This window comes from Aliarcobacter cryaerophilus ATCC 43158, assembly GCF_003660105.1.
Taxonomy (GTDB): Bacteria; Campylobacterota; Campylobacteria; order Campylobacterales; family Arcobacteraceae; genus Aliarcobacter; species Aliarcobacter cryaerophilus.
This window is the reverse complement of sequence record NZ_CP032823.1, coordinates 814,312-840,677: the sequence shown is the minus strand read 5'-3', so window position 1 is coordinate 840,677 and position 26,366 is coordinate 814,312. Positions and strand designations below refer to the sequence as shown.

The window sequence follows — 26,366 nt, the reverse complement described above, 5'->3', positions numbered from 1 at the left end:
AAATCTTCAATCTATTTTAATCCTCTTCACCCTCTGTTATAATTACATCTATAGCTTTTACTGGAAAATTTGGTAGTTTAAATTTATTATCTTTTATATCAATATTAAAGTTTGCATTTTTAGCAATTTGCATTTGCTCAACACCTAAAGATTTACTAATTTGCTTTAGAGGAACACTATTATAAACCCAAATTTTATACTCACCTAACTCCCAAATATCGCATTTATATCCTAAAATATTCTCATTACCCAAAAACTTTGCACCCATCTCTTTAAATGCTTCTCTATTTTTTGTATTTGCAATAGGATTTTCATCATCAACACTTAAATCTTGTGAATAAATTATCTCATCATTAAAATCTGCTGAATAGATTTTACCTTTTGAAATTTTATATGTATTTCTCTCTTCTTCAACTATAGAGCCTCTTTTTTGAGTAATAATCTCATCAAATAACTCTAAATTACCAAAATCTTTAAAGTACAAAGTACTACTTCCACTAAAAGTATGATCTTTTGAATTTGTAGTTCCTAAAATATCATATTCAACAATACCAGATTTTATATCATATCTGTTATTTTGAGCAAACAAAGAACAAGCACTAAACAATAAAATTACAACTGCTATTTTTTTCATATATTTTCCTAATAATAAATTAGCAAAATTATACATCTATATAAATAAATTTCCTATATACAAGCAAATAGAGAATATTTTTATTTTTTTAATATTTAAAACTAAATCTTATCTATGTTAAAATTTCTAATATGAAAGATTAGACTATTTATACAACAACTATTCAAACTGAAAAACTTTTAATGTTTGCTGCTAGTTTTGAAGAAAAACTAATACTATTTGTGCCTACTGTACCTTGCCATAGAGTAATAGCAAATAATTGAAATATAGGTGGTTACACTGGTGGAGTTTCAATAAAAGAGTATCTACTAAATTTAGAAAAAGGAAAAAAATGAACCTAATATCTCTTCAAATGAAAACTTGTGAAAATTTTGAAATAAATCTTGAAACTTTTAAAAGTTTAATTCTATCTTGTAAAAATGACTCGCTAATATTAGCACCTGAACTTTGTCTTGTAGGTTTTGCATACAATAACATGGAAGAAGCTAGTATATTTTCAATCAAAGCAATAGATGAGATAAAAGAGCTTTCAGAAAATAAAATTATAGCAATTACTACAATTATAAAAGAAGATGATAATTTTTATAATAGATTATTTATCTTTTTTAATAAAAATATTGTCCATACTCAAGATAAGATAAAACTCTTTCCTTTAGGAGATGAAGATGAATATTTTACTCCATCAAAAGAGAATCAAATAAAAATTATAGAGATAAATGGATTAAAAATAGCAACTTTAATATGTTTTGAGCTTAGATTCCCTACTCTTTGGGAACAAATAAAAGGTGCTGATATTATTTTAAATCCTGCTATGTGGGGAGTAAAAAGAAAAGAGCATTATGAAACTATTAGTAAAGCTCTAGCTTTAGTTAATCAAAGTTTTGTAGTTGCAAGCAATAGTTCAAATGATAATATGGCAAAAGGAAGTGCTATAATATCGCCTTTTGGAAATCTCATAAAAGATGACAACAAAACAATTTTAGAAGCAAAATTTGATAAAGATGAAATTTTAAAAGTTAGAAAGTATATAGATATTGGGTTAAATTAATTTTGTTTTACAATTATTACACAATTTTAAAATACTATTTATCCCTATTAAAAAAATTTAAAAAAGGAGAAAACATTGAAATTTAAATCTTTATTACTGATTTTACTATTTATTTCTAATGTTTTTGCATCTAACGTAGATATAAAGAACTTAACACAAGAGCAACTAGAAACACTAAAAGAGATAAAAAAGCATGGCGAAGATACTGGACTTAGTTATACTTTGATGGCAATAGCAATCAAAGAATCAAAACTTGGTGAGTATATGGTAAACCTTGACACAAAAGATTTTGGTCTTTATCAAGCAAATATCAAAACTGTTTTAAGTAGACAAAATATAAAAGATACTACTTGGAATAGGAATGTTTTTGCATCAAAATTAGTTTCTGATTTTCAGTTTGCTACAAAAAATGCAATAGAAGAACTTACTTTTTGGCAAAAAATTCATAGAAATGATTGGACAAAAGTTTGGGGAAGCTACAATGCTGGTTACAAATTTAATAGTAAACAAGCAAAAGAGTACTCAAAAGAGATTGCTCTAATAATTAAAGAACTAAAAAAATTCAATGTGTAAAAAATAAAGAGATAAATCTCTTTATTTTACATACTTTTATAAATATTTATTAACTCATTTTTATCGATTTTATGGTTTGAATTATATGGAAATTTATCTAACACAACAATATCAGCTGGAATCATATAATATGGAAGATTTTTTGAGATATTCTGTTTTAAAACTTCAATATCTAAAGATTTAGAACCTATAACAAAAGAGATAATCTTTGAAACATCATTTCCTCTTTTTAATGCAATTGTGATTGATTCATTTACAATTTTATCACTAAGAAGCTCTTTATCTATCTCTCCTAACTCTATTCTAAATCCATGAAGTTTTATAAGCTCATCTTTTCTATTTGCAAAAAAGAGTAAATTATCTTCAAAATAACCAAAATCTCCTGTTCTAAAACTTCGTTTTTCATACTTTTTTTCAAATTTTTGCTTATTTAACTCTTCATTTTTAAAATATCCAATAGATACATTATCTCCAACTATTTCAAGTTCACCAATATTTTGCTCATCAATATCTAGTAAATTTATATTTGAATTTTCTTTTACATAACCAACAGGTAAATTTTTTGAATATTTTTCTAAAATATCAAAAGTAATCTCTATCAAAGTTGTAGCAACAGTAGCTTCTGTTGGTCCATATGTATTTAAAACAATAGAAGATGGAAAACTATTTTTTATTCTTTTTACAGTATTTGAAGGTAAAACCTCTCCACAAAAAAGAAAAGTTTTTAAACTTTTTATATTTTCTTCTACAAACTCAGATGAAAGTAGAAGCTTACTAATAAATGATGGAGTTGAAACCCAAACATTACAAGAGTATTTTTTTAATCTTTCAAAATATAGAAGATGATTTTCTATAATATCTTTACTATTTAAAACAATAGTTGCTCCTAAAGATAAAAAACCAACTAACTCATAAACAGATAAATCAAAACTAAAAGGTGCTTGATTCATAAATACACTATTTTTTGATAATCCAAAATCGCTATTTAACCACTTTTCAAAATCCAAAATAGAGTTTTGTGTAATTTGAACACCTTTTGGCTCACCTGTACTTCCTGATGTAAAAATAATATAGATTATTTGGTCACTTAATAAATATGAAGTAGATATATTACTTTGGTTAAAATCTATTTTATTTTCTATCGTATCTATCTTAATAGCAGATTTTACAATACTTGCTATTTTTTCAACTCTATCTTTTGGATAAATTGTATCAATAGGAATATATGGAAATCCTAAACTCATACAGCTTATAATACTTACTATAAAATCTACTTCTTTATGTCCATAAATAAGAACTGGATGCCCTTTTGGAAGATTATAGTTTTGAAGTTTCTTCTTAAAAATATCTACTTCATTTTTTAACTCACTCCAAGTTAAATCTTTGTCACTTCCGCAAACAGCCAATTTGTCAAAATCTTTTTCACAATCAACAAAATCTAAAAGTTTAAAATCAAATCTCATAAAGGAACTCTCCCACTAAAAATATATAGAGCAAAAACTGCTGCATTTATCATCAAAAATCTTTTTAAATTTATACTTATAATATCTGGAAAAAATGAAAAATAATCATATCCTCCCTTTTTAACATACAAAACATAAGAGTTATGAATACTTGAATAAATTCCAAATAAAAAACCACTAAAAATAAAATACCAAGTTAAACCATTCCAAACTCCCATAAGTAAAAAAGTGCATGTTATTGCAATATTTTGTATAAGTAATTTTCTACCTTTTAGAAAAGTAAAATTATGAAGATATTTATATAATGGTTTAAAAAAGTAATCAGTTAGCCAACTTCCTAAAGTTATGTGAAATCTTCTCCAAAAATCTTGTGGATTTGGTGCAAGATATGGATGATTAAAGTTCATTGGAACAAAAATACCCATCATTATACTAAGTCCAACGGCCATTGCACTATAACCAGCAAAATCAAAAAAAAGATAAGTTGTGTATGCATATGCACTATTTGCCATATCAAAAAATAAAGTACTATTTTCATCTATTTTTCCAAGCCAAAACATAGTAACAAGTTTTGCAAAAACAAATTTAAATAAAACTCCAACAGCTAAAATCTCCCAACCTTTTAACATATTTACTAAAGTTAAATTTGTATAACCTTTTTGCAAATCCTCTTGAAATCTATATGATCTATCTATTGGACCTGCTAGTAGAGTTGTTGGAAATAGTAAAAATGATGTAAACTCAAAAAATGATAGTTTTCCATAGTTATGACTATCAACTATTGCTTGAATAGTTCTAAATGTAATATATGAAATACCAATAATCTTAAACATAGGATTATCTAAATCAATTTTATGTAACATCATAGGAAAAGCTATAACAATCATTGGGAAAAGTGTCTCTTTGTAATCATTTTTTACAAAAATATAATAAACAATATAAGTATAAATCAGAATTAAAAAAAGTCCATAAGACTCAGGAATTGCAAAAGATATATAAAGAACAACAGCTATAAAAATAACCATTTTATATGAGATGAATTTAGTTAAAATATTTTTAAATATATGTAAAAAAATAATAAATGCAAAACTTATTATAAAAAATCCAACTCCTGAAAAAGGAAAAAAATCATACATTAAAACTCCTCATATACAAATTCAACAGTAGAATCAACATCATTTCCACTTAAATCATTTATATTTTCATCAGCTAAAATATACAAAAGACCAACTATCAAAAGAAGATATATAAAAAAGAATTTAAAAAAATATCTCAAAAAATTTCCTTATTTAACAAAATAATCAACTATTTTTTGATTGGCTTTAACCCAACCTAACTCACCAAAATGAACAATATCTATTAAAGTTCCAATCTCATAATCCTCTTTTTTATATGTCCACATATCCATATATTCAAAATTATGTTCTAAAACTTTTGATTTTATTGTTTCCATAAGTAAGTTTGCATTTTCTCTATTCTTTATAAAAATATGAGGGTGTAAATCTTGCATGATAAAAAGAGGTTTTATTTTATAACTATCTAAAAAATCAAGTAAATCTAAAAAATCTTGATACTCTTCATTTTTCTCTAAAGATGGTGGTATTACTATTTCAAATGGAAAATTATTTTTTGCAATTTGTGGTTCAATATATTTTGAATAATATTCATTTTGAATTCCAAACTTATTATTTGAAGATGAAGTTTCTATACTTTTTGCTTCATTTTTTAAATTATCAAAATTCAAATCTTGCTTAAAATACTTAATATCTTGCAATTTAACATACTTTTCATCAAATTTTTCTATTATAAACTTTTTAATTTTATTATTTATATATTCATCTTTTATTTCTTTAAATGTTGTTTCATATATAAAAGTTGGTTCTTTAATATATGAGATATTATTTTGAATATAATCACTTATTAAAAATTTGTACTTATCTTGAGTTTGACCTTCAAAATAAAGTTTATTCATCATTCCCAAATTCATATATTCTAAAAATTTTGCCATAGTAAGACCATTATCACTACTTCCTGTAAACCAACTAGGAGACAACATAACTACAACTTTTGCATTTTGCCTTACTTTTTTATTATCAAACGCTGCTAATTGGGATAATATAACAAAGGATTGATGACCTTCATTCCCTTGAACTCTTAAAGGTATTTTTAAATCATTATTAAAAAAGTTTTGAGGTAAAAATTTTTGATTAGGATAAACTACTAATTCAGAAGAACCAAATAATACAATTTTTCCATTTTCTAAATCACTTTGTAATTCAACTGTTTTTTTAAGAGATTCTAAATAAGTAAAATAGTAGTCAAATAATTTATCTTTTATAAAAAAAAGTACAATAAAAACTACAAGAAATGCAAAAAATAGAGCAGAAATATTTAATACTAAACGATTATTCACCAATTCTACTTTTTATGTAGTTGACCAATTTACTAATGCTATCAAAATTACTTTCAATAATATCCCTAGTATCAATTTTTATACTAAACTCATCTTCTAACATCATTGCTAAATCAACTGTTCCCATACTATCAATTAAATTTGATGTATATAGTGGCTCATCTATCTCAACACTTTTAAAAGCAATCTCTTCAACCAAAGGTTTAATCCTATTAGCAATATCCATTTTATTTCCTAAAATTTTTTATGTAATCAAATGGAATTATATTAAATATTTTAAATTTTTGAGCAAAAAAATAAAAAATATTTGTAATTTTATTGCTACTTTTTTTAAATACAATCCAGATTTATATTTAGGAGTAAATTATGATACTAAAATTTAAAGAGTTTTATCCAAAAATCGCCTCTTCAGCTTGGATAGCACCAAGTGCAGATTTAATAGGAAATATAGAAATAGGAGAGAATAGTTCCATTTGGTTTGGTTGTGTAATTCGTTCTGATGTAAATGAAGTAAGAATTGGTAAAAATACAAATATTCAAGATTTATCTTGTATTCATACAGATACAAACTCAAAAACAACTATTGGAGATAATGTAACTGTTGGACATAAAGTAATGCTTCATGGTTGCAAAATTGAAAATAACTGTCTAATTGGAATGAGTGCTACAATTTTAGATAATGCTGTAATTGGTGAAGGAAGTATAGTAGGAGCAAACTCTTTAGTAACAGCTGGAAAAGTTTTTCCACCAAAAAGTATGATTATGGGAAGTCCTGCAAAAGTTGTAAGAGAACTGAGCGATGAGGAAGTTCAAGGTTTAATAAACCATGCTATGCACTATGTAGATTATAAAAACGAATATAGTTAATATTTTAAGAAAAAATAGATATAATTTCCGTCTATTTTTTCTATGCGGATGTGGTGGAACGGTAGACACGCTACCTTGAGGTGGTAGTGCATTACGTGTGTGCGAGTTCAAATCTCGCCATCCGCACCATTAAAATATCTAAATAATTACAAAATGAGTTAATATTGCTCTTTAAAATTTGCAAAAGCAACTTCAATACTTGGAATACTCTTATAGTGTGTTTTAAGAAATCTTACTTTTTTTGTTTTAAGATTACATACAGCAATTCTAAAATTTGAACCAATAAATGGTTCTACTACACAAATAATATTATCTTCAATTTGCCTTGTAGCATAAATAGTACCTTGAAGTTCTGAGAAAAAATATTTTGGATAACTCAATGGAGTTATCTCTACAATATCTATATTTTCTGAATTCTCAAGAGTTTGTGCAAGAGTTAGAGCATCTTCATAATTATCAAAAGAGACACACCAGTCATCAAATTTTTTATTAAAATGTTGTAAATCTTCATCTAAAAATCCACCTGCTAAATATTGTAAAGCAAAAATAGCCACATAAACACCTTTTAATTATATACAATTTTAAAAATTTATTCTAACATAATGAACTATAACAACAGATGAGCTTTTTAATAGCAAAACTATGATAGGCTTGTATGTTTTAAAAAATAATATACTAAATAAAGATAAAAAATTGAAAAAAATAGAACTTTTTACAGATTCAAGTGTAAATCCACAAAGCAAGATAGGTTTTGCTGCATTTTTAGTAAAAAACGATAAAGATATTATATTAGAAAAGTTAAATAAAAGCATAAAAATAAAAAAATTTGAAAATACTAGCTCCACAAGATTAGAGCTACAAGCTCTACTTTGGGCAATAAATCAGATAGAAAAAGAGAAAAATGATTTATCTAATATTTTAATTGACGTTTATACAGATTGTCAAAATATAGTTAATCTAAAAACTAGGAAATATAAACTAATAGAAAACAATTATCACTCAGGAACTGGAAAGTTAATAAAAAATTGTGATTTATATAAAGAGTTTTTTGAAAAAGAGAGTAAATTAAATCTTAACATTATTAAAGTAAAAGGTCATAAAAAAACAATTCTCAAAGATAATATTGATAATATTTTCAATCTTGTAGATAAGGCTTCAAGAAGTGCATTAAGGAATGAATTTAAAGATAAAAATACTTTACTTTAAAATACTCTTCAAATTTAGATTTATCCTATTTCCATCTTCAAAACTTTCAATATTTATTCCAATACTATTTTTATCACAAAACTCTTTTACAACAGCAAGTCCTATTCCATAACCTATATTTTGTGAATTTTCTTGAAAATATCTCTCAAAAACTAGCATAATATTTTTTGTATCAATTCCCAAACCTTTATTAAAAATTGACAATACACTATTTTCAAATAATATTTTAATATATGGATTTTCTTTACTATTATATTTAATTGCATTAGAAATAAGATTATCTAAAACTATTATAAAACCGTTGTAATCACTATGTAAAACTATATCTTTTGGAACAGAAACTTCAATATTTGTATCTTTTTTTATATCTTCAAATTTATCTAAAGAGTTATTTAAAGCATCAAACAAAGAAAAATCTTCTAAATCTATATTTTCAAACTCTTTTTTAAATTCGTACTCCATATTATTATACAAGGAACTTAAACTATCATTTGCTTTTTCTATTCTTTCTAGCCTTATTAAACTTTTTGTATCTGTTAAATCTTTTTTAAGAAGATGAAGATTTATTTTTATTGTAGATGTTGGAATATTTAATTCATGAAGCCTATTTTTTATACTATTTTTTATATTCTCTTCACTTTGAAAAATTGGTTTTAAAATTTTTGTAGATATTAATAAAAAAAAGAAAGAACCAAGAAGTGTTAGAAAAAGTATAAAAATAAAACTATTTTCTATAATTTTCATCTGAAAAATTAAAAAATAGTTTAAAAAAAGAACAAGTAAAATAGTAAAAAAAACTAAAATAAAACTTGAAATAAAAAAATATATTTTTTTAAAGTTCAAATCTATACCCTATTCCTTTTATATTTGTTATTACATTTTGTTTTTTTTCAAAAATATTTTTTAAACTATTTACATATACTCTAATTGACCCATCACTATGAGTTTGAGATTTACTCCACAATCTATCTACTATCATATCTTTTGAGATAATTTTTTTCTCATTTTCTATAAAAAGTTCCAATAACTCCAAAACTTTTATAGGAATTTTTAAATCTTTTTTATCTTTATATAATCTTTTCTCTTTTTTATTATAAATCAAGTTTTCTTCCAAAACTATATCTTCAAAACCTTTATTCTCTCTTTTAAATATAGCTTTTATTCTCAAAATTAGCTCATCTAAATCTACTGGTTTTTTCAAATAATCATCACAACCTTTCAAAAAAGCATCTTTTAAAGTATCTTTGTCTTTATATGAAGTTAAAAAAATAGTTGGTGTATTATCTGTGCTAGCTCTTAAATTTTCAAGAGTTTTTAATCCATTTATTTTTGGAACATTTATATCAAAAATATATAAATCATAATTTTTATGAAAAGTAAAATCGAATACCTCTTCACCATCTTTTGCAATATCTACACAAAATCCTTCACAAACTAAAAAATCTTCAATACTAGAAGCAAATAGTAAATCATCTTCTAAAAGTAAAATACTATACATTTTCTTTTTTCTTTTTAGATTTTTGTTTTGTTATATTTGAATATTTTTTTTCTATTTTTTTTCTCTCTTTTAGCTCAATTTCAAGAGATAATTTATCATTTTCTCTTATTCCTAATCTCTTTTCAATAGGAATTTTACCTTTTAGTTTTGGATTTAATCTAAAAAATTCATCAATATCTATATCAAAAGCTTGACCTTTATTATGAAGTTCTGCACTTTTTGGATAACTTATAATATAACAACCTTGAAAATCACTCTCAAGCCTTCCACCATAGGATATTTGCTTTAGTACATTAAATTTTTTTAGTATAAATAGTAAAATAAAAATTGATATTATAATAATGGTGCTATCGATCATACTTTTATCCTTCTATATTTTTTCTAATATTGTCATATATTCTTTTGTATTGAAAAGTTTCATCAAAAATTTTATTCCTATGATTTATTATAAAATCAAGCTTCTCTTCTATTGTTAAATTTTTTGAATCTAAACCAAAAATTTTTATTAGCATCCAAATAGGAACACCTTTTTGACCTAAAATATTATCAGAACTTGACTCATTTCTTATACTAATATAACTATAATTGTCATACCATTTACCATTAAAATCTATTTTCCATGTAGTTCCATTTCCAAAAGTTGCAATACAATCACTATCTTTTTCTAAAAAGAAATCAATTGTTAAAAGTTTATTTTTTGCTAACGACAACTCTTTTTTATATTTTTCATACATTAATTAATAATTCCCAAAAATATAGATTTTTTTAGTAAATATTTTAACTAAATCTTGCTTATTAACATTAATTTACTTTTAGATACAATCAAATCAATACAAAATTCACAAGGAGAATTAATTTGTTAAAAAGTGCTGCTATTCCTTTTTTCTTATTACTTTTAGGGTATGTAGTTATTGCTGATGAAAATTTCACTGTTATTTTAAGTGGAATCGCTATTTTTATAATTGGTATGTTTTTTATGCAAGATGGTTTCAAACAACTATCAGGTGGTGTTTTAGAGAAACTTCTAGAAAAGTTTACTAGCAATACTCTTTATGCTATTATGACTGGATTTTTATCAACTTCAGTGGTTCAAAGTTCAACAATTATTACTTTAATTGTTGTATCTTTTTTAAGTGCTGAACTTCTTACTTTAGTTCAAGCAGTTGGTATTGTTTTTGGTTCAAACATAGGAAGTACAACTACAGCTTGGATAGTTTCAAGTTTAGGAGTTGATGTAAAAATTTCAACTTATGCTTTTCCTATGCTTGTTTTTGGAGTTGTTTTAAGATTTTTTAAATCAAATGGAGTAAAAGGTACTGGAAATGTTCTTTTAGGTTTAGGATTTATTTTCCTTGGTATTTCATACATGAAAGATGGTTTCGATATTATGAAAAATTCTATCGATTTGGCATCTTACTCAATGGAAGGATATTTAGGAATTATTGTTTATATCTTAATTGGAATTTTTATTACTGTTGTTATACAATCAAGTGCTGCAACTTTAGCTATTGTTATTACAGCTTTAAATGCAGATAGTATTACTTATGTAAATGCAATAGCTTTGGCTATTGGAGCAAATGTTGGTACAACACTTACAACAATTTTAGCCTCATTTGCTTCAAATGAAAATGGAAAAAGAGTTGCTCTTATTCACTTCTTATTTAATATAATTTCAGCCACATTTATAACTATTTTTATCTATCAATTTATAGATTTAACAGATTTTATAGCACCATTTTTAGGAGTTAGTGATACAAATCATGGTATGAAACTAGCACTTTTTCATACTATTTTTTCTGTAACTGGAGTTATTTTATTAACTCCAGCAATATCTTTGTTAGTAAAATTATCAGAAAAGTTAATCCAAAAAAAGGTATCTTCTGCTTCAAAACCAAAATATCTTAATCCATCTGTTTTATCAAACCCTGATGCCTCTTTAGCAGCTTTGAGAAAAGAGATTATAAATCTATATGAAAATTGTCAAAAAGCTATGTTACATGCTTTAAATATACATACAACAGGACTTACAAGAGAAACTTTAAAAGTTCAATTATCAAAAGAATTAACTATTATAGACACAGATATTGATGAAATTTATCAAAAAAACTTAAAATCTCTTTATAGTGAAATTATAAAATTCTCATCTTTTGCACAAGAAAATATGTTTGATTTTCAACACAAAAAAACTGATGAACTTAAACGTGCAGCTGTTTTACTCGTAGAGGTTTTAAGAGATACAAGAGATATTCAAAGAAATGTAAACTTTTATTTAAAAAGTAAAAATGAGTATATTAAAGAAGAGTATAATATTCTAAGAAAAGAGTTAGCAGAAATGTTAATAGATATAAATACTCTTTCAAGTTTAGAAAATGATTCAGACCAATTAACTCAACTAGAACTTATAAAAACTGAGTTAGCGCAAAATGATTTAGCAAGTAGTGAAGAGCTAGATGCACTCATAAGGGAAGATAAGATAAAAGCAACAATGGCAACTTCATATATGAATGATAGTGCTACAGGTTACTCTATTCAGAAAAAACTTGTAAAAGTTGCTAATATTTTATTCTTAAATGATGGTATAGTTAAACAAATAGGAGATGAAAATGAAACTAAGTAAAATTGTTGATAAAGTAAAAAAGTATTTAGAAAAAGATAATCTAAAAGTTTCTCAAGAAGAGAAACTTTTAAATATAATAGAAGAGCTTGAAAATAAAAAAAGCAAAATAAAAGATGAATTAAAAACTATAGATAAAGATAATATTAAAAAAAGAGTTGAGCTAGAAAAAAAGTATAATGCTGTTTCAAAAGTTCTTAAAAAGAGCCGTTCTATACTTTAGAACGAACTCTTTTACTTTTAATTAAAAAACCTACACAACCAAAAAATATAGCTGGTAAAATCCATCCTAAACCCTCTTTTGATAGTGGAATATTTTCCATAAAAGATAATTTGAAATAACTATTTGATACAAGTTCAAAAATTGAGTAAACAATTGCTCCAAAGCTTGAAAATTTATAGATATTTAAATTATCTATATAGTTATCAAAAAATGCCAAAATAACTAAAATAATAGCCGCTGGATATACTATAAATAAAATTGGAGCTGCTAAGTTGATTATAGTTTCTAGTCCGAAGTTTGTAACAATTATTGCAAAAATAGATGTAATAATAACTAATTTTTTATAACTAAATCTTCCTTGGCTTACTTTTGAGAAATATTCAGCAGTTACACTTACAAGTGCAGCTCCTGTTGTAAAACAAGCCAGAAATACTACAAATGCTAAAATAATAGCTCCATTGCTTCCAAAAAGTTGGAATATTATATTATTTAAAAGTGTTACTTTTTCAATATCATTTTCATAAACTAAACTAGATGTTGCTCCTAGATATGTCAATCCAAAATATACAAGCATTATTCCAAAAGCAGCAATTAAAGATGCAAAACCAACTATTTTAAAGTTTGTTTTTTTATTTGTATAACCTTTTGTTTTTAATATCTTTATAATAATAATTCCAAATGCCAAAGCTGCTAAAATATCTAAAGTTTGATACCCCAAAAGAAGACCATCAAAAAAGAGTCTATCATTTGTAGTGTTTTGTGATATCTCTCCAATTGGTGTGAAAATTCCTTTTATTATTAAAATAATTAAAGATAAAAATAGTAAAGGAGATAATACCTTTCCTAATATTTCAATCATAGAAGTTGGTCTTAATGTAAAAAAGAGAATTAAACCAAAATAAATTATAGATGCGATTAAAGAGTTTAAAGTGCTAGCTCCAAAATAGGGAACTACTAGCATTTCATAAGTTACAGCTCCTGTTCTTGGAAGTGCTATTAATGGACCAATACATAAAATAGTTATTGCCATAAGTATTTTTCCGTTTATTGCTCCTAATTTAGAAGTTAAATTATCTACATTTCCACCAACTTTAAGTAAAGCAAACATAGCAAATGTAGCAAATCCAATATCAGCTAAGAAATATGCAAAAAATGATATTTTCCAATCACTAGAACTAATTAAACCCAAATATGGTGGAAAAATAATATTTCCAGCACCAAAATACATAGAAAAAATTGCAAAACCTAAAATTAAAGTATCTCTTGTTATGTTAGATGTTTTCATTTAAATAGCCTCAAAATTTATATAATTTTGTCTTAAAGCTTCATAACAAACAATAGATACAGAGTTCGAAAGATTCAAACTTCTTGCAATTTTTGCCATAGGAATTGTGATGCAAGTCTCTTTGTTTTTATCTAAAATATATTGTGGAAGTCCAGCATCTTCTCTTCCAAAATATATATAATCCCCTACTTCAAATTTTGCTTCAAAATATAGCTGTTTTGTCTTTGTTGTAGCAAAAAAATGCCTACTAGAAAATGGATTTTTTGCCCAAAAATCCTCTATATTTTCATACTCAAAAAGTTCTAAATCTTTCCAATAATCAAGTCCAGCACGTCTAACTTCTTTTTCAGTAATATCTCCAAATCCATAAGGTTTTATCAAATGAAGTTTACATTTCAAAGCAACAGCCGTTCTTCCAATTGTTCCTACATTTCCAGGCATTCGTGGTTCATGAAGTACAATATTAAACACTACAAAATCACCGTTTTATTTTTATGAATAAACACTCTATCATTTAAAAGTAGTTCAAAGGCATTTGAAAGTACTATTTTTTCAACATTTCTACCAGCATTTCGCATATCTTCCCAACTATAAGAGTGATCAACTCTTACAACATCTTGAAAAATAATTGGACCTTCATCTAAATCATTTGTTACATAATGTGCAGTTGCTCCAATAATTTTAACACCTCTTTCAAACGCTTGTTTATATGGATTTGCTCCAATAAATGCAGGTAAAAAAGAGTGATGAATATTTAGAACTTTTCCTTCATATTTTTCTACAAACTGTGAAGATAGTATTCTCATATATTTTGCCAAAACTATAATCTCTGGATTAAACTCATCAATTTTTTGTGAAACCGCTCTTTCATGTTCATCTCTACTCAAATTTGTAGCACTTATACAAAAAAATGGAATATCAAATTTTTCAACTAAATTTCTTAAATCTTCATGATTTCCAATAACTGCTTTGATATTTGCATTTAGCTCATTTGAGCTGTATCTTATAAGTAAATCACCTAAAACATGGCTCTCTTTTGTAACAAGAAGAACAACATCTTTTTTTGTATTTTTATTTAAAGTTATTTTTGCACCATCTGGCAGAACCTCTTTTAACTCTTTTTGTAAAATAGTTTGCATAACTTTCCCGCTAATTAAACTTCTCATAAAAAACTCATTTGTTTGTTCATCTACATATTCGGCGTTTTGGTCAATATTTAAATTATTTGCAAAAAGAACTTTAGAGATATTATAAATAAGTCCTTTTTCATCTTTTGTAGAAATTTTTAATATATATTCGTCCATTTTTATCCAATCTTTAAAACTTAAAACCTAGATTTTACCATTTTATTAATTATAGTTAATCTTTTAAAATAATTATTCCAGCAAATCTTCCAGTTTTTTTATCTTTTCTATATGAAAAGTATGGTTTATTTCCACATTTTGTACAAATATCTGAGATTTCTATATTTTTTATTCCTAAATCATTTAACTGTTTTTTATTTATTCCTTGTAAATCTATATGATTATTTTCTACAAACTCTTTTCCAAAGGAGTTTTCTACTATTTTTGATAACTCATCACTAACTTCATAACAACACTTTTGAATAGAAGCTCCCAAAACAATCCTTATATCTTTTGGATTTGAAGAAAAATTTTCAATAAAAACTTCAGCTGTTTTTTTTGAAATTTCTAAAAAAGTAGAGTTTCTTCCAGCATGAATGGCTGCAATTACTCCTTGTTTGTCATCAAACATCAAAATAGGAATACAATCAGCAACCATAACCATAAGTGGAAGATTTTTGCATCTTGTAATTATTGAGTCACAATCATCTATTAACTTAGGACTATTTTCATCTACAACTATAATATTTGCACCATGAACTTGATTCATGTAAACTAAATTTTCGTCTTTATAAGCTAATTTTAAAGCTAGATTTTGTCTATTTTTGATTACATTTATTTCATCATCTTCCACATGAAATGCTAAATTACCATCATTTTTATCTGTAAAAGTGTAAAAAACTCTATTTTTCATCTTCTCTTCTTTTTATTTGCTTTTGGTATAATTTAGCCAAAAAATCTTTAAGGATAAATTTTGAGCAGATTCGATGAAAGAGCAAAAGATTGGGACAAAAAAAATGTAAGTCTTGAAAAATCTGAAGCTTGTATAAACCATTTAAAAAATAATATAGATTTTAAAAATATAAAAGATATTTTGGATTATGGCTGTGGAACTGGTCTTATAGCCTTTGATTTAGTAGAAAAAAACAATCAAGTATTAGGTCTTGATAGCTCAATTGGTATGGTTGAAGAGTTTAATAAAAAAGCAAAAAATAGAAATCTTACAAATATAAAAGCAAAAAAGCATGATATTTTAAATGATAATTTAGGAGAAAACTGCTTTGATTTGATAGTTATTTCAATGTCACTTCATCATATAGAAAATCTTGAAATATTTTTTGAAAAAAGTTTTAAAGCTTTAAGAAATGGTGGTTTTTTGTGTATCAATGATTTGGAAAAAGAAGATGGAACTTTTCACAAAAAATATAATAATGAAGGAGTTTTTCACTTTGGATTTACACAAAAAGAGCTTGAGAAAATTTCTCAAAAAGTTGGTTTTTCTAACTTCATTTTTGAGAGAGTTTTTGTTTATAAAAGAGATAATGGAGATTTTCCTATATTTAATTTTTATGCAAAAAAACTTTAATTATAAAAAAGGCAATAAATAAAATGAAAAAATTTTGTATATTTGGCAATCCAGTTGCTCACTCGAAATCTCCACAAATGCAAAATGCAGGATTTAAGTACTTAAATTTTGATGCTTTTTATGAGAAATTTCACTTAGAAAATGGAAACAATATAAAAGAAGAATTTATAAAAAATAGTTTTTGTGGTGCAAATATAACTGTCCCACACAAAGAGATAGCTTTTAAACAAGCCGATATTGTAAGAGGAATTGCACAAAAAATAGAAGCTGTAAATACCTATATTATGGAAGATGAAAAAGTTGTAGCCTACAACACAGATGCACCTGGATTTTTAAAAGCAATTGAAAGCTTTGGTAATATAAAAAAAGTTTTAGTTTTAGGTGCTGGTGGAACTTCAAAAGCTATATCTTTGGTTTTACAAGAAAAAAATATTGATGTAGTAGTTTTAAATAGAAGCAAAGATAAACTAGAATTTTTTAAAAACAACGGTATAAAAGCTTTTAGTTTTGAAGATTTTGATTTTAAAAATGAAAAGTTTGATTTAATTGTAAACTCAACAAGTGCTGGTTTAAAAGATGATTTATTGCCAACTCCTAAAGAACTACTTGAAAATATTCTAAGTAAGTCATCATTTGCTTTTGATTGTATTTATGGAAAAATAACTCCATTTTTAGCCTTGGCAAAAAGTTTTAATAATGAAATTAAAGATGGAGAAGATATGCTTTTATTTCAAGGTGTCTTAGCCTTTGAACTTTTTACTAAGTCAAAAGCCAATAGTATGGTAATTGAAGCTATGAGACAAGGTTTGAAAGAATAGTAAAAAAGTCTATTTAAAAAATAGACTTTTTAGTTCTTATTTAGAAGATTAACAAATGAAAATCTATCTTTTACATCAAGCTTTAAATAGATATTTTTTATATGTGTTTTTACTGTATTTATAGAAAGCTTTAACTCTTCACTAATTTTTGTATTTGAGTATCCATCTTTTAACAATAATGCTACTTGTTGTTCAGCTTTTGATAGATGATTTAAAACATCCTTTTCTCTTAAAATAGCACTATTTAGTTTATTTAAAATCTCCATAGTTATATCTGGAATTAGCCATATTAAACCGTTGCTTATTGCATCAATAGCGGATTTTAGATAAATATCATTCATCATACTATTTCCATAGCCATGAACACCTAAAAGTAGCCAGTTTTGAGCATTTATAAGTTTTGGACTACTCTCAATTATTAGAATTTTATTTCTATTTTCTAGTAATATTTCAATAGTTTCTTCTTCTTTTTCAAGATTTACAGAAGTATTTATGATAACAATATTATCTTTTAAAGTAAGTAACTCTTCCCTATTTTCTATATTTTTTAAATCATAATCAACAAGGCCATTTTTCATTTTTTCATAATCAATCTTTAGATTTGTATATAAAGAAACTTTTTTCATACTCAAATACCCCCTATTTTTTAATATTATCTCTCTGTAAATGTATATGTTTTTGTTTTTAATATTGGTTTTAAAATATAATCAAGAACAGATTTTTTCCCAGTTAAAATATCAACATCTGCTATCATACCTGGAATAATATGTTTTTGATTTTTCTCATCACCTATATAGTTCTTCTCTGTTTCAATTCTTACAATATAAAAAGTTTTTTCATCTTTTTCAACTATTGTATCTGGACTTATATTTATTACATGTCCATCAAGTCCACCAAAAATAGAAAAATCAAATGCTGAAAATTTAACAATAGCCTTTTGCCCTTGATATATAAATGCTATATCTTTTGGCAAAATCTTTACTTCAACTATTAAATTACTATCGGTAGGAACTATTTCTAATAAATCTTGAGCAGGTTTAATACTTCCACCAACAGTATTTATATGTAGTTTTTGCACAATCCCATTTGAAGGAGATTTTACAACTGTTCTTGCAACTTGGTCACTTGAAGCTAATTTATTTGCTTCAGCATCTTTAAGATTATTAATTGCTTCATTTAATTTCTCTCTTACTGTTGCATCATTTATCTCATTTGTCTCATCTATTTTTTTATTTAACTCTAAAATCTCAGAGTTAATTTTATCAACAGATAAAATAACGCTTTGAAGTTTATTTTTAGCCTCACTCTCTTCTCTTTGTAACTTTAAAAAATCAACTTGAGATCTAATACCTCTTTCAACCATTGGTTTAGTCATAGTTACCTCTTTTGAGATAGCACCCACACTAAATTTCATATGTTCAATAGTCTGTTTTGCATCTTTTAAGTCATTTTCTTTTTGTTTTATCTGCTCTTTTAATATAGATATTTTTGACTCTAACTGCTTTTGATTTGTTATATACAGTTGGTTTTCATTATCTAAAAACTCATTTAACTCTTGATTTTCACCTTTAGTATATTCAAAAGGGGCTCGTTTTAACTCTGCTTCTAATCTTTGAATTTGAGCTTGTAGATAATAAGACTTTATCTCATTTGACATAGCTGTACTTGTACCTTTTTCGTTTGAAATTCTAATCAATACTTGGTCTTTTTCAACTATATCACCCTCTTTTACTAAAATCTCTTGAACAATTCCACCTTCAAGATTTTGAACTATTTGATTTTGACCATTTGGAACAACTTTTCCACTTCCTCTTGCTATTTCATCAATTTCTGCAAAAGCAGCCCAAGTAATAAATAAAAATATTGTAATACAAAAAGATATTAAAACCCAGTGCAGTTTTTTTGATGAGCTAAAAACAACAGCAGAACTTAAACTCTTCATATACTCATAATCATTTTTATTTAATGGAGTTTTTGGAAGTTTTAAGTTATCTTTATCATTGAATAGTTTAAAAATTTCTTTTAATCTATTTATTTCTGGACTATTTAAAAAATTCTTTATTTTATTCATTGTTTTTCACCACTATTACCAAGTTTATCAATAATTTCATCTTTTGGACCATCTAAAACTTTAGTACCAAAATTCATAACAATAATTCTATCAACTAAATCTACCATACTCATCTTTTGAGTAACTAAAAGTAGTGTTTTTCCTTCTACTTTACTCATTAAATTATTTAAAACTATACTTTCACTCATCTGATCCATAGCATTTGTAGGTTCATCAAACATCCAAATATCTGAGTTATTTATTAAAGCTCTTGCAATTCCTACACTTTGTCGTTGCCCTCCACTTAAACCAGCACCTCTTTCACCTAAAGGCATATCATAACCAGAAGGATGCATCCTTACAAACTCATCTGTTCCACTCATTTTTGAACACTCTAACATCCACTCATCATCTATAAATTTATGAATTCCTAAAATATTTTGTTTTATTGTTCCTCCAAAAAGATGAATATCTTGTGGAACATAACTAATCCCTTTTCTTAAATCAGCTGGATCTATTTGAGCTATATCTATACCATCTATTAAAATAGTTCCTTCTTCTGGTTCATATAGTTTTAAAATAAGTTTTGCAATAGTTGATTTTCCACTTCCAATTCTTCCAATAAAAGCAACTTTTTCACCCTCTTTTATACTAAAACTTACATTTCGTAAAGCATAAGATTCACTATTGGGGTATCTAAAACTTACATTTCTAAACTCAATGTTTCCATTTAAGCTTGTTTTTTTTACAAACTCTTTAGACATTGGTCTTTCTTGTGGTTTATTTATAATATCATCCAACATTTTAAAAGATTGTTTAGTATCTTCATAGTTCGTAATAAGTGAAACTATTTGCCCCATAGGTGCAATTGCTCTACCTGATAAAATCATAGTAGCAATTAAACCTCCCATTGTAAGTTGGAAATCTTGAATTAAATAAACTCCAAAAACAACAATTAACACTGTATTTAATCCAGTCAAAAGACCTGTAACTGTAGGAATAGAAGCAGATATTAGTTTTGATTTAAGCCCCTTATTTGCTATTTCACCAGTTGATTCTTCCCAAGAGTACTGAACATTTCCAGCCATTCCTTGAGCTTTTATTGTTTCAATATTATTTAAGCTCTCTATTAAAATACCATTTTTCTTTGCACTTGCTTCATAAGTTGCCTCAATACTTTTTTTAAGTGGGTCTTTTATTATTTTTGCATAAATTATAATTAACATAATAATAAAAATTGGAACTATCACCAAAAAACCACCTAAATATCCAATTACTATTAAAAATAAAATAGCAAATGGAAAATCAATTAATACAGTCAAAGTAGAACTTGTTAAAAAACCTCTTATACTATCAAAGCTCTTAAGATTATTTGCAAAACTTCCAACAGACTTTGGGTGTTCACTTAGTTTCATATCTAAAACTTTTTCAAAAATAATTGAAGACATTATGATATCACTTTTTTTCCCAGCCATTTCTAGAAAATAGGTTCTAATAAACTTTAGAACTGCATCAAGAATAAATACAACAACAATACCAATAGTAAAAACAAGAAGTGTCTCTTGTGCATTATTTGGAATAACTCTATCGTAAACATTCATAGTAAAAAGTGGAGTTGCAAGAACAAAAAGGTTTATTAAAATTGAAGCTATTATGCAATCAATATAAATATTTTTTGAAAATCCTAAAGTACTCCAAAACCAGTGTTTTTGATTATCAATTGCTAGAGTTTTTTTACCATTATCTTCTTCATATTCATAAACTTTTTTAAGCATAAAAGCATAGCCTAAATACTCATATTCAAGCTTTTGCACCTCAACCCACTCTTCAAGAGGATCATCAATTCCAGCAAAAATAATCTTTGCTTTTGTTCTATCTTCATTAAAAGAGTCCAAAATACAGCTATTTTCATTTGATAAAAGTAGTATTACAGGAAGTTGTATATTTAAAATATCTTTGATTGGTTTTTCAACAATAGTTGTCTTAAGACCAGCTCTAGCAGCTGCTCTACTAAACATAGATTTAGAGCTATTTTTTGAAAATAGGAGCTGATCTGCTTCATTATTACCAAGTGGTAAGCCTTGAAGTAAAGACTCAGCAGAAAACGGCTTATGAAAAAGCCTAGTGTAAAGAACTAAAGAGTCCAACAAAGTATCATTCTTACGTAAACTTTTATTTATCATTAACTTATGTCCTAATTTTTTATTTTTTTACTAAAATAGCCTCTATTCTTCTATTAGCCGTTCTTCCATCTTCTGTATCATTACTCATTATTGGCTCTTCAAAACCTTTTCCTGTAGCTGTAATTCTTGAAGATGGAACACCATTTTGAACTAAAATATTTTTAATAGCTTCTGCTCTTTTTAAAGATAGTTCTAAATTGTATTTCGCACTATTTTTATAACTGTTTTTATTACTTTCATTTGCACTTTGACTCGCATGTCCTACAATACTAGCTTCAAAATCATTATTTTCTAATAAATAATTAGCAAAAGCTTTAACTTTTTCTAAACTACTTCCTATTACTTTATCTGAATCATTTTCAAATAGTACTTGAAGATTAATACTATTTGCACAGCCTTTTTCATTTACCATTTGACCACTTGGAGTATTTGGACACTCATCAAGTTCATTTATAACTCCATCATTATCACTATCATTGTTTGTATTTGAAGATTTTGGAACATATAAAGCTGCTACAACAACATCATTTAAACTTCTATCACCTCTAACTGTTTGAGTATATGTTCTATCAAAATCAGCTCTTGATTGAGTAACTATTATTTTTTCATCTACACCTTTTTTTACAAGTTGGGCTTTAAGAGAGTTTGCATATTCTAAACCTTTATCGAAACTTGCTTCTTTATTTTTTGTAGCTCTTGTATTTCCTATTAAAGTTACAACTGCGTTTGTACCATTGTACTCTTTAAGATTTTTTGCCATTTCATCTATTTTTGCTTCATCTTTGTTGTTCATATTTACAAAGTCAAATCTTTTTATCATAGCAAAATCATCGTACATTAAATGCTTATCTAGTGTTGTAGATGCAATATTTTTATTTGCTGCAACATTAAACTCATAGTCATAAAGTCCAAGTTTTTCAGATTTTTTTGGACTATCTTCACCATAAGCTAAAACACTATTTATATACTCTCCACTTGTCATATTAAATTTATTTTCAGTTCCAACAGGACAACCATCTGCTCCTACAACTGCACCAAATGGAGTATCTGGACATTTGTCTTTATCATCACTAATTCCATCAAAATCACTATCTTTTTTCTCTTTATTACAACCATCAGGTCCAATATCATTGTTTCCTACAACAGAGTTATCACAAATATCAAGATGATCTACAACTTTATCGTTATCAATATCCAACAATACAGGAATTTCATCTTTTGCCAAATCAAGCGGATTTGTAGTTGTTTTTATAATTTTTGCATAATCCTTATCATCTAAAACTGAACTAACAAGCATTCCCATAGCATCTAAAATTCTATATTGTGCAAAAAGTCTATCCATTTGTGCATTTATAATTTGTGCTTTAGAGCTTATTAGGTCATTTTGAGCCGATAAAAGATCAAGAAGTGTTCTTCTTCCCATTTCATATTCACTTTGGTAACTAGAAAGAGTCTCTTCTGAATATTCATAATATTTATATAGTTCAGTTAGTTGTTTTCCTAGCATTTCATATGCACTCCATGAAAGTTCTAAACTCTCTATTGTTTGTCTTTTTAAATCTCTTTGAAGCTCAAGTTCTTTATTTATTGTACTTCTACTTTTTTGTAAATCAGCACTATGAGCTCCACCTTTAAATAAATTCCAATTTAAAACAGCATAAATTCTTTGTCTATCATCAGCACTATCAAAGCCATTGTCTTTTGTGTAGTCATTAAACATTTGTTCGGCTTCTATATCAACACTAGGCATAAATTTACTTTTTTTCTCTCTATAAAGTGCTTGAGCACCTTTTATATTATAACTACTTACAATCATTGAAGGATTATTTTGTATTGCTATCATTGTAGCTCTTGCTTTACTTTCAGGCATTGCAAGGTCTAGTTTTGGAACTTCAAGAGTTCCTACATTTATACTTCTTCCATAAAGTCTTTTAAATTTAAACTCTTTATCCATAGTGTTGTTTTGTTGAACAACCATATTTGAATTTGCCAAAGATAAAGATGCATATATTTTTGTCATCTCTGATTTTGTTGTAAGCCCTTGATCATAAAGAGATTGTACATCTTCATATATTTTTTTGTTTATTACAACATTATCTTTTGCATTTTGCAATAGTTGATAACTTCTTAAAAGATCAATATAAGCTTGTGTCATATTAAATGATATATCATTTGCATTTTCTAAATAGTGATAAGCAGCTCCGAAAAGTCTAGCTTCTTGATAATTTATTTTTTCAGTTGTACTAAAACCATTGAAAATATTTTGTGTAAGTTTTAATGAGTTTGTATAATGAGAGTATGAACTATCTCTTACAGTATGGTTAAAACTAGAATTTCCGCTATCTTTTAAATCACCACTATTATTTCTTCCAATAGTTCCTCTATAATCTAAAGATGGTAGCCATTCAGATTTTGCAATATTTAAATCTTCTCTAGTTTCATTTAGGTTTTTAAGCCTCTCTTGAACAACTGGATTTGTATCTAAAACTTCATTTAAAGTCTCTTTTAAAGTTAAAGCATTTAAATTTATAGAAAATAAGCAAGTAGCTGTAACCATACTTAAAATAACTTTTTTAACATTCATAACTCTCTCTCCTAATTATTTTCATATCCAATTTATAGCCGAAATAGTAGCAAAAACAATTTGTTTTTTTACTTAAAATATCTAGAAATATTATTTTATAAGAATATAATATTTATTATTCGATTTATAAAGATTTTATAGACATAAATAATTTTTTAAAATATTAATTATTATTAAATTTAGTAAAAAAATAGATACTAAACTTAAATCTAATTTCAACTTCGCTACAATATATAATATTTTTTACCAAAGGATTTTTTATAAAAACTTTTCAAAACTTAAAACTAAATGAAAATATTTTAAAAGCAGTTGATGATTTGGGATACACAACCCCAACTGCTATTCAAGAAAAAGCAATTCCTGTTGCATTGAGCAAAAGAGATATCATAGGAGTTGCAAAGAGTGGAACAGGAAAGAGTTGTGCATTTTTACTTCCTATTTTAGAAGATTTAATAAATGAAAAAGATAGCGAAATAACAAACGAGAAAAAACAAAATAGTGTTTTAAGGGCTTTAATCTTAGTTCCAACAAGAGAACTAGCAAAACAAATAGCAAATGCAGTTGATGATTATTCAAAATATATTGATATTAAAAAAGTTGCTATTTTTGGTGGAATTTCAATAAAAGACCAAGAAAAAAAACTAAATAATGGAGTTGATATTGCTGTTGCTACAACAGGAAGATTACTTGAACATATAAAAAATAATACTATAAATCTTTCAAGTGTGCAAAGAGTTGTAATTGATGAGCTTGATACAATGCTTGACATGGGATTTTTAGAAGAAGTTGAACAAATTTTGCCACATATTGGAAAAAATAGGCAAATTTCAATGTTTAGTGCAACAATAAATTCAACAGTAAAAAAACTTGCAAAAGAGTTTTTAAAAGAACCTGTTGTAATTGAAGTTACAAATCAAAGAGATCATGTTGAAAAAATTGAACACCAAATAGTTCTTGTGGATGAAGATAAAAAAAGCGAACTTCTTTCATATTTAATAGGTTCAAAAAATATATCTCAAGCATTAGTTTTTGTAAATAGAAAACTAGAAGCCGATGATTTAGTAAAAAATTTAAACCTTGATGGATTAAAAGCATCTTGTATCCACGGAGATGTAAGACAAAGTTCAAGAGCTTTGGCATTGAGAAAATTTAAAGAAAAAGAACTTAGAGTTTTAGTTTGTACTGATATTGCAGCAAGAGGAATTGATATTGAAAATCTTCCTTGTGTAATCAATTTTGCTCTACCTGAAACAATAAATGACTTCACGCATAGAGTTGGAAGAACTGCACGTGCTGGAAATGATGGAGTTGCTATAACACTTTTAAGTGTAAGAGATTATCAACTTATGGCAGAAATAGAAAAAGAGTTATTACTTAAAATTCCTAGAGTTGAGCTTGAAGGCTTTGCTACAAAAGAGAAAAAACCACGAACAAAAATAAGAGAAAAAAAATCTATAAAAGATAAAAAATTTGATTCAAAACAAAGAGAAAGTAAAGATAAAACAAAAAGTAAAAAACCAAATAAGACTAAATTTAGAAAAACAACAAAGAGAGGATAAAAATGCAAAATAAAAATATCAAAACATTAAAAGAGTTAGCAAAAAAAGGTGGTCTTGCTACATTTTTGATTTTAGGATTAAATGCTTGCAATGATAACTCAAACCAAAATAATCAGTCAAATGGAGCTTTTACAAATGCTAGTCAACAAGAGGGAGCTTTTGTTGTAGTAGAAAAAGGTAGTGATGGAAGCTACAAAATAGCAGATGAATTTCCAGCAGCAAAAACTACAATAGTTCTTAGAAATCCAGATGGTACTGAAAGAATTTTATCACAAGAAGAGATTGATAAACTTGTTAAAGAAGAAGAGTCAAAAATAGATGCTGGAAAATCAGCTCTTACAAATCCAGAAATGAGTAGTGGAGGAATGGGTCTTGGTGGAGTTTTACTATCTTCAATAGCAGGAGCCATGATAGGTTCTTGGCTTGGTAATAAACTATTTAATAATCAAAACTTCCAAAACCAAAAAGCAGCTCAATATAAATCTCCACAAACTTATAGTAAATCTCAAAGTTCATTTAATAAACCATCAAGTTCAGCTGGAGCTGGAAAACAAAGTGGTTTTTTTGGTGGAAATAATCAAAATTCAAGCCAAAGCAATAATACTACTAAATCTACAACTCAAAGTACAGGAGGTTGAT

The 26,366-nt window shown here is 26.2% G+C and carries 29 protein-coding genes and 1 tRNA gene; 11 read left to right on the top strand and 19 right to left on the bottom strand.

Translation table 11 applies throughout. The annotated features are described in order from the left end of the window. Nucleotides 1–16 precede the first annotated feature (16 nt). The gene (locus ACRYA_RS04225) at nt 17–634 is read right to left on the bottom strand and encodes a hypothetical protein (RefSeq protein WP_105917497.1); all 618 of its coding nucleotides are present in this window, start codon (nt 632–634) and stop codon (nt 17–19) included. 331 nt (nt 635–965) lie between these two features. Between ACRYA_RS04225 and ACRYA_RS04215 the strand changes: the two genes are divergently transcribed. Then, nucleotides 966–1,682 carry a carbon-nitrogen hydrolase family protein gene (locus ACRYA_RS04215; protein WP_105917498.1) on the top strand — a complete coding sequence of 239 codons (717 nt, stop codon included), beginning with the start codon at nt 966–968 and terminating at the stop codon, nt 1,680–1,682. Between the two features lie 75 nt (nt 1,683–1,757). Next, the gene (locus ACRYA_RS04210; protein ID WP_105917499.1) at nt 1,758–2,255 is read left to right on the top strand and encodes a transglycosylase SLT domain-containing protein; all 498 of its coding nucleotides are present in this window, start codon (nt 1,758–1,760) and stop codon (nt 2,253–2,255) included. Nucleotides 2,256–2,281: 26 nt separating this feature from the next. On the opposite strand, the gene ACRYA_RS04205 is transcribed toward ACRYA_RS04210, so the two are convergent. From ACRYA_RS04205 to ACRYA_RS04190, 5 genes are read right to left on the bottom strand one after another with little or no spacing between them, the layout of a single operon-like run. Further along, nucleotides 2,282–3,718: an AMP-binding protein gene (locus ACRYA_RS04205; protein WP_105917500.1), complete on the bottom strand. Its 1,437-nt coding sequence runs from the start codon at nt 3,716–3,718 to the stop codon at nt 2,282–2,284. Next, entirely contained in the window at nt 3,715–4,854 is a 1,140-nt protein-coding gene (locus ACRYA_RS04200) for an MBOAT family O-acyltransferase (RefSeq protein WP_105917501.1), read from the bottom strand. The genes ACRYA_RS04205 and ACRYA_RS04200 overlap by 4 nt, the downstream gene beginning before the upstream one ends. After that, nucleotides 4,854–4,994 (bottom strand): hypothetical protein, encoded by a 141-nt coding sequence (locus tag ACRYA_RS10735; protein WP_164071300.1) that lies wholly within the window; start codon nt 4,992–4,994, stop codon nt 4,854–4,856. The genes ACRYA_RS04200 and ACRYA_RS10735 overlap by 1 nt, the downstream gene beginning before the upstream one ends. A 9-nt stretch (nt 4,995–5,003) precedes the next feature. Beyond that, complete coding sequence (locus ACRYA_RS04195) at nt 5,004–6,131, bottom strand: D-alanyl-lipoteichoic acid biosynthesis protein DltD (protein ID WP_105917502.1); 1,128 nt, start codon at nt 6,129–6,131, stop codon at nt 5,004–5,006. Further along, nucleotides 6,124–6,357 carry an acyl carrier protein gene (locus tag ACRYA_RS04190; RefSeq protein WP_105913847.1) on the bottom strand — a complete coding sequence of 78 codons (234 nt, stop codon included), beginning with the start codon at nt 6,355–6,357 and terminating at the stop codon, nt 6,124–6,126. The genes ACRYA_RS04195 and ACRYA_RS04190 overlap by 8 nt, the downstream gene beginning before the upstream one ends. 140 nt (nt 6,358–6,497) lie before the next feature. On the opposite strand from ACRYA_RS04190, the gene ACRYA_RS04185 reads away from it, so the two are divergent. After that, nucleotides 6,498–6,998, top strand: coding sequence for a gamma carbonic anhydrase family protein (locus ACRYA_RS04185; protein ID WP_105917503.1), 501 nt, complete (start codon nt 6,498–6,500; stop codon nt 6,996–6,998). 44 nt (nt 6,999–7,042) lie between these two features. Further along, nucleotides 7,043–7,127 (top strand) — tRNA-Leu (locus ACRYA_RS04180). 29 nt (nt 7,128–7,156) lie between these two features. Here the strand turns inward: ACRYA_RS04180 and ACRYA_RS04175 are convergent. Further along, entirely contained in the window at nt 7,157–7,552 is a 396-nt protein-coding gene (locus ACRYA_RS04175) for a hypothetical protein (RefSeq protein ID WP_105917504.1), read from the bottom strand. A gap of 139 nt (nt 7,553–7,691) precedes the next feature. Here ACRYA_RS04175 and ACRYA_RS04170 point away from each other — a divergent pair, with 139 nt between their 5' ends. After that, the gene (locus ACRYA_RS04170) at nt 7,692–8,204 is read left to right on the top strand and encodes a ribonuclease HI (protein WP_105917539.1); all 513 of its coding nucleotides are present in this window, start codon (nt 7,692–7,694) and stop codon (nt 8,202–8,204) included. On the opposite strand, the gene ACRYA_RS04165 is transcribed toward ACRYA_RS04170, so the two are convergent. From ACRYA_RS04165 to ACRYA_RS04150, 4 genes are read right to left on the bottom strand one after another with little or no spacing between them, the layout of a single operon-like run. Beyond that, nucleotides 8,196–9,047: a sensor histidine kinase gene (locus tag ACRYA_RS04165; RefSeq protein ID WP_105917505.1), complete on the bottom strand. Its 852-nt coding sequence runs from the start codon at nt 9,045–9,047 to the stop codon at nt 8,196–8,198. The genes ACRYA_RS04170 and ACRYA_RS04165 overlap by 9 nt on opposite strands. Beyond that, entirely contained in the window at nt 9,037–9,702 is a 666-nt protein-coding gene (locus ACRYA_RS04160) for a response regulator transcription factor (RefSeq protein ID WP_105917506.1), read from the bottom strand. Before ACRYA_RS04160 ends, ACRYA_RS04165 begins: the two co-directional genes overlap by 11 nt. Then, nucleotides 9,695–10,060: a hypothetical protein gene (locus ACRYA_RS04155; RefSeq protein ID WP_105917507.1), complete on the bottom strand. Its 366-nt coding sequence runs from the start codon at nt 10,058–10,060 to the stop codon at nt 9,695–9,697. The genes ACRYA_RS04160 and ACRYA_RS04155 overlap by 8 nt, the downstream gene beginning before the upstream one ends. A gap of 4 nt (nt 10,061–10,064) precedes the next feature. Then, nucleotides 10,065–10,436, bottom strand: a complete 372-nt coding sequence (locus ACRYA_RS04150) for a hypothetical protein (RefSeq protein WP_105917508.1) — start codon at nt 10,434–10,436, stop codon at nt 10,065–10,067. A 122-nt stretch (nt 10,437–10,558) separates the two neighbouring features. Here ACRYA_RS04150 and ACRYA_RS04145 point away from each other — a divergent pair, with 122 nt between their 5' ends. Together ACRYA_RS04145 and ACRYA_RS04140 are read left to right on the top strand one after the other, a co-directional pair. Further along, the gene (locus tag ACRYA_RS04145) at nt 10,559–12,319 is read left to right on the top strand and encodes a Na/Pi cotransporter family protein (RefSeq protein ID WP_165786086.1); all 1,761 of its coding nucleotides are present in this window, start codon (nt 10,559–10,561) and stop codon (nt 12,317–12,319) included. Further along, the gene (locus tag ACRYA_RS04140; RefSeq protein WP_105917509.1) at nt 12,306–12,539 is read left to right on the top strand and encodes a hypothetical protein; all 234 of its coding nucleotides are present in this window, start codon (nt 12,306–12,308) and stop codon (nt 12,537–12,539) included. Before ACRYA_RS04145 ends, ACRYA_RS04140 begins: the two co-directional genes overlap by 14 nt. Here the strand turns inward: ACRYA_RS04140 and brnQ are convergent. Genes brnQ through pgeF form a run of 4 tightly spaced genes read right to left on the bottom strand, consistent with a single transcriptional unit; the run spans nt 12,529 to nt 15,861 of the window. After that, the gene (gene brnQ, locus ACRYA_RS04135) at nt 12,529–13,824 is read right to left on the bottom strand and encodes a branched-chain amino acid transport system II carrier protein (protein ID WP_105917510.1); all 1,296 of its coding nucleotides are present in this window, start codon (nt 13,822–13,824) and stop codon (nt 12,529–12,531) included. The genes ACRYA_RS04140 and brnQ overlap by 11 nt on opposite strands. Further along, nucleotides 13,825–14,295 carry a tRNA (cytidine(34)-2'-O)-methyltransferase gene (locus ACRYA_RS04130; RefSeq protein ID WP_105917511.1) on the bottom strand — a complete coding sequence of 157 codons (471 nt, stop codon included), beginning with the start codon at nt 14,293–14,295 and terminating at the stop codon, nt 13,825–13,827. Continuing rightward, entirely contained in the window at nt 14,295–15,128 is an 834-nt protein-coding gene (gene purU, locus ACRYA_RS04125; protein ID WP_105917512.1) for a formyltetrahydrofolate deformylase, read from the bottom strand. Before purU ends, ACRYA_RS04130 begins: the two co-directional genes overlap by 1 nt. Nucleotides 15,129–15,183: 55 nt before the next feature. Then, a complete protein-coding gene (pgeF, locus tag ACRYA_RS04120; RefSeq protein WP_105917513.1) occupies nt 15,184–15,861 on the bottom strand; it encodes a peptidoglycan editing factor PgeF in 678 nt (225 codons plus the stop codon). Nucleotides 15,862–15,921: 60 nt separating this feature from the next. Here pgeF and ACRYA_RS04115 point away from each other — a divergent pair, with 60 nt between their 5' ends. Then, a complete protein-coding gene (locus ACRYA_RS04115) occupies nt 15,922–16,533 on the top strand; it encodes a class I SAM-dependent methyltransferase (RefSeq protein ID WP_105917514.1) in 612 nt (203 codons plus the stop codon). A gap of 23 nt (nt 16,534–16,556) precedes the next feature. Then, nucleotides 16,557–17,351, top strand: coding sequence for a shikimate dehydrogenase (locus ACRYA_RS04110; protein WP_105917515.1), 795 nt, complete (start codon nt 16,557–16,559; stop codon nt 17,349–17,351). Between the two features lie 29 nt (nt 17,352–17,380). On the opposite strand, the gene ACRYA_RS04105 is transcribed toward ACRYA_RS04110, so the two are convergent. The 4 genes from ACRYA_RS04105 to ACRYA_RS04090 are packed head-to-tail and all read right to left on the bottom strand — an operon-like array spanning nt 17,381 to nt 24,168. Further along, nucleotides 17,381–17,977 carry a helix-turn-helix transcriptional regulator gene (locus tag ACRYA_RS04105; RefSeq protein ID WP_105917516.1) on the bottom strand — a complete coding sequence of 199 codons (597 nt, stop codon included), beginning with the start codon at nt 17,975–17,977 and terminating at the stop codon, nt 17,381–17,383. A gap of 26 nt (nt 17,978–18,003) precedes the next feature. Then, nucleotides 18,004–19,422, bottom strand: a complete 1,419-nt coding sequence (locus tag ACRYA_RS04100) for an HlyD family type I secretion periplasmic adaptor subunit (RefSeq protein ID WP_105917517.1) — start codon at nt 19,420–19,422, stop codon at nt 18,004–18,006. Further along, nucleotides 19,419–21,584 carry a type I secretion system permease/ATPase gene (locus tag ACRYA_RS04095; RefSeq protein WP_105917518.1) on the bottom strand — a complete coding sequence of 722 codons (2,166 nt, stop codon included), beginning with the start codon at nt 21,582–21,584 and terminating at the stop codon, nt 19,419–19,421. The genes ACRYA_RS04100 and ACRYA_RS04095 overlap by 4 nt, the downstream gene beginning before the upstream one ends. A 19-nt stretch (nt 21,585–21,603) precedes the next feature. Beyond that, nucleotides 21,604–24,168 carry a TolC family protein gene (locus ACRYA_RS04090; RefSeq protein ID WP_105917519.1) on the bottom strand — a complete coding sequence of 855 codons (2,565 nt, stop codon included), beginning with the start codon at nt 24,166–24,168 and terminating at the stop codon, nt 21,604–21,606. 317 nt (nt 24,169–24,485) lie between these two features. Here ACRYA_RS04090 and ACRYA_RS04085 point away from each other — a divergent pair, with 317 nt between their 5' ends. Together ACRYA_RS04085 and ACRYA_RS04080 are read left to right on the top strand one after the other, a co-directional pair. Next, entirely contained in the window at nt 24,486–25,727 is a 1,242-nt protein-coding gene (locus tag ACRYA_RS04085; protein ID WP_228199782.1) for a DEAD/DEAH box helicase, read from the top strand. Nucleotides 25,728–25,729: 2 nt separating this feature from the next. After that, nucleotides 25,730–26,365: a UPF0323 family lipoprotein gene (locus ACRYA_RS04080; protein WP_105917520.1), complete on the top strand. Its 636-nt coding sequence runs from the start codon at nt 25,730–25,732 to the stop codon at nt 26,363–26,365. Nucleotide 26,366: the final 1 nt, after the last annotated feature.

Coding starts and splice junctions, on each gene's coding strand:
- ACRYA_RS04110 (WP_105917515.1), top strand. CDS start 16,557: ATGAAAAAATTTTGTATATTTGGCAATCCAGTTGCTCACTCGAAATCT.
- ACRYA_RS04090 (WP_105917519.1), bottom strand. CDS start 24,168: ATGAATGTTAAAAAAGTTATTTTAAGTATGGTTACAGCTACTTGCTTA.
- purU (WP_105917512.1), bottom strand. CDS start 15,128: ATGGACGAATATATATTAAAAATTTCTACAAAAGATGAAAAAGGACTT.
- ACRYA_RS04105 (WP_105917516.1), bottom strand. CDS start 17,977: ATGAAAAAAGTTTCTTTATATACAAATCTAAAGATTGATTATGAAAAA.
- ACRYA_RS04095 (WP_105917518.1), bottom strand. CDS start 21,584: ATGATAAATAAAAGTTTACGTAAGAATGATACTTTGTTGGACTCTTTA.
- pgeF (WP_105917513.1), bottom strand. CDS start 15,861: ATGAAAAATAGAGTTTTTTACACTTTTACAGATAAAAATGATGGTAAT.
- ACRYA_RS04190 (WP_105913847.1), bottom strand. CDS start 6,357: ATGGATATTGCTAATAGGATTAAACCTTTGGTTGAAGAGATTGCTTTT.
- ACRYA_RS04185 (WP_105917503.1), top strand. CDS start 6,498: ATGATACTAAAATTTAAAGAGTTTTATCCAAAAATCGCCTCTTCAGCT.
- ACRYA_RS04080 (WP_105917520.1), top strand. CDS start 25,730: ATGCAAAATAAAAATATCAAAACATTAAAAGAGTTAGCAAAAAAAGGT.
- ACRYA_RS04150 (WP_105917508.1), bottom strand. CDS start 10,436: ATGTATGAAAAATATAAAAAAGAGTTGTCGTTAGCAAAAAATAAACTT.
- ACRYA_RS04100 (WP_105917517.1), bottom strand. CDS start 19,422: ATGAATAAAATAAAGAATTTTTTAAATAGTCCAGAAATAAATAGATTA.
- ACRYA_RS04215 (WP_105917498.1), top strand. CDS start 966: ATGAACCTAATATCTCTTCAAATGAAAACTTGTGAAAATTTTGAAATA.
- ACRYA_RS04160 (WP_105917506.1), bottom strand. CDS start 9,702: ATGTATAGTATTTTACTTTTAGAAGATGATTTACTATTTGCTTCTAGT.
- ACRYA_RS04200 (WP_105917501.1), bottom strand. CDS start 4,854: ATGTATGATTTTTTTCCTTTTTCAGGAGTTGGATTTTTTATAATAAGT.
- ACRYA_RS04205 (WP_105917500.1), bottom strand. CDS start 3,718: ATGAGATTTGATTTTAAACTTTTAGATTTTGTTGATTGTGAAAAAGAT.
- ACRYA_RS04225 (WP_105917497.1), bottom strand. CDS start 634: ATGAAAAAAATAGCAGTTGTAATTTTATTGTTTAGTGCTTGTTCTTTG.
- ACRYA_RS04140 (WP_105917509.1), top strand. CDS start 12,306: ATGAAACTAAGTAAAATTGTTGATAAAGTAAAAAAGTATTTAGAAAAA.
- ACRYA_RS04155 (WP_105917507.1), bottom strand. CDS start 10,060: ATGATCGATAGCACCATTATTATAATATCAATTTTTATTTTACTATTT.
- brnQ (WP_105917510.1), bottom strand. CDS start 13,824: ATGAAAACATCTAACATAACAAGAGATACTTTAATTTTAGGTTTTGCA.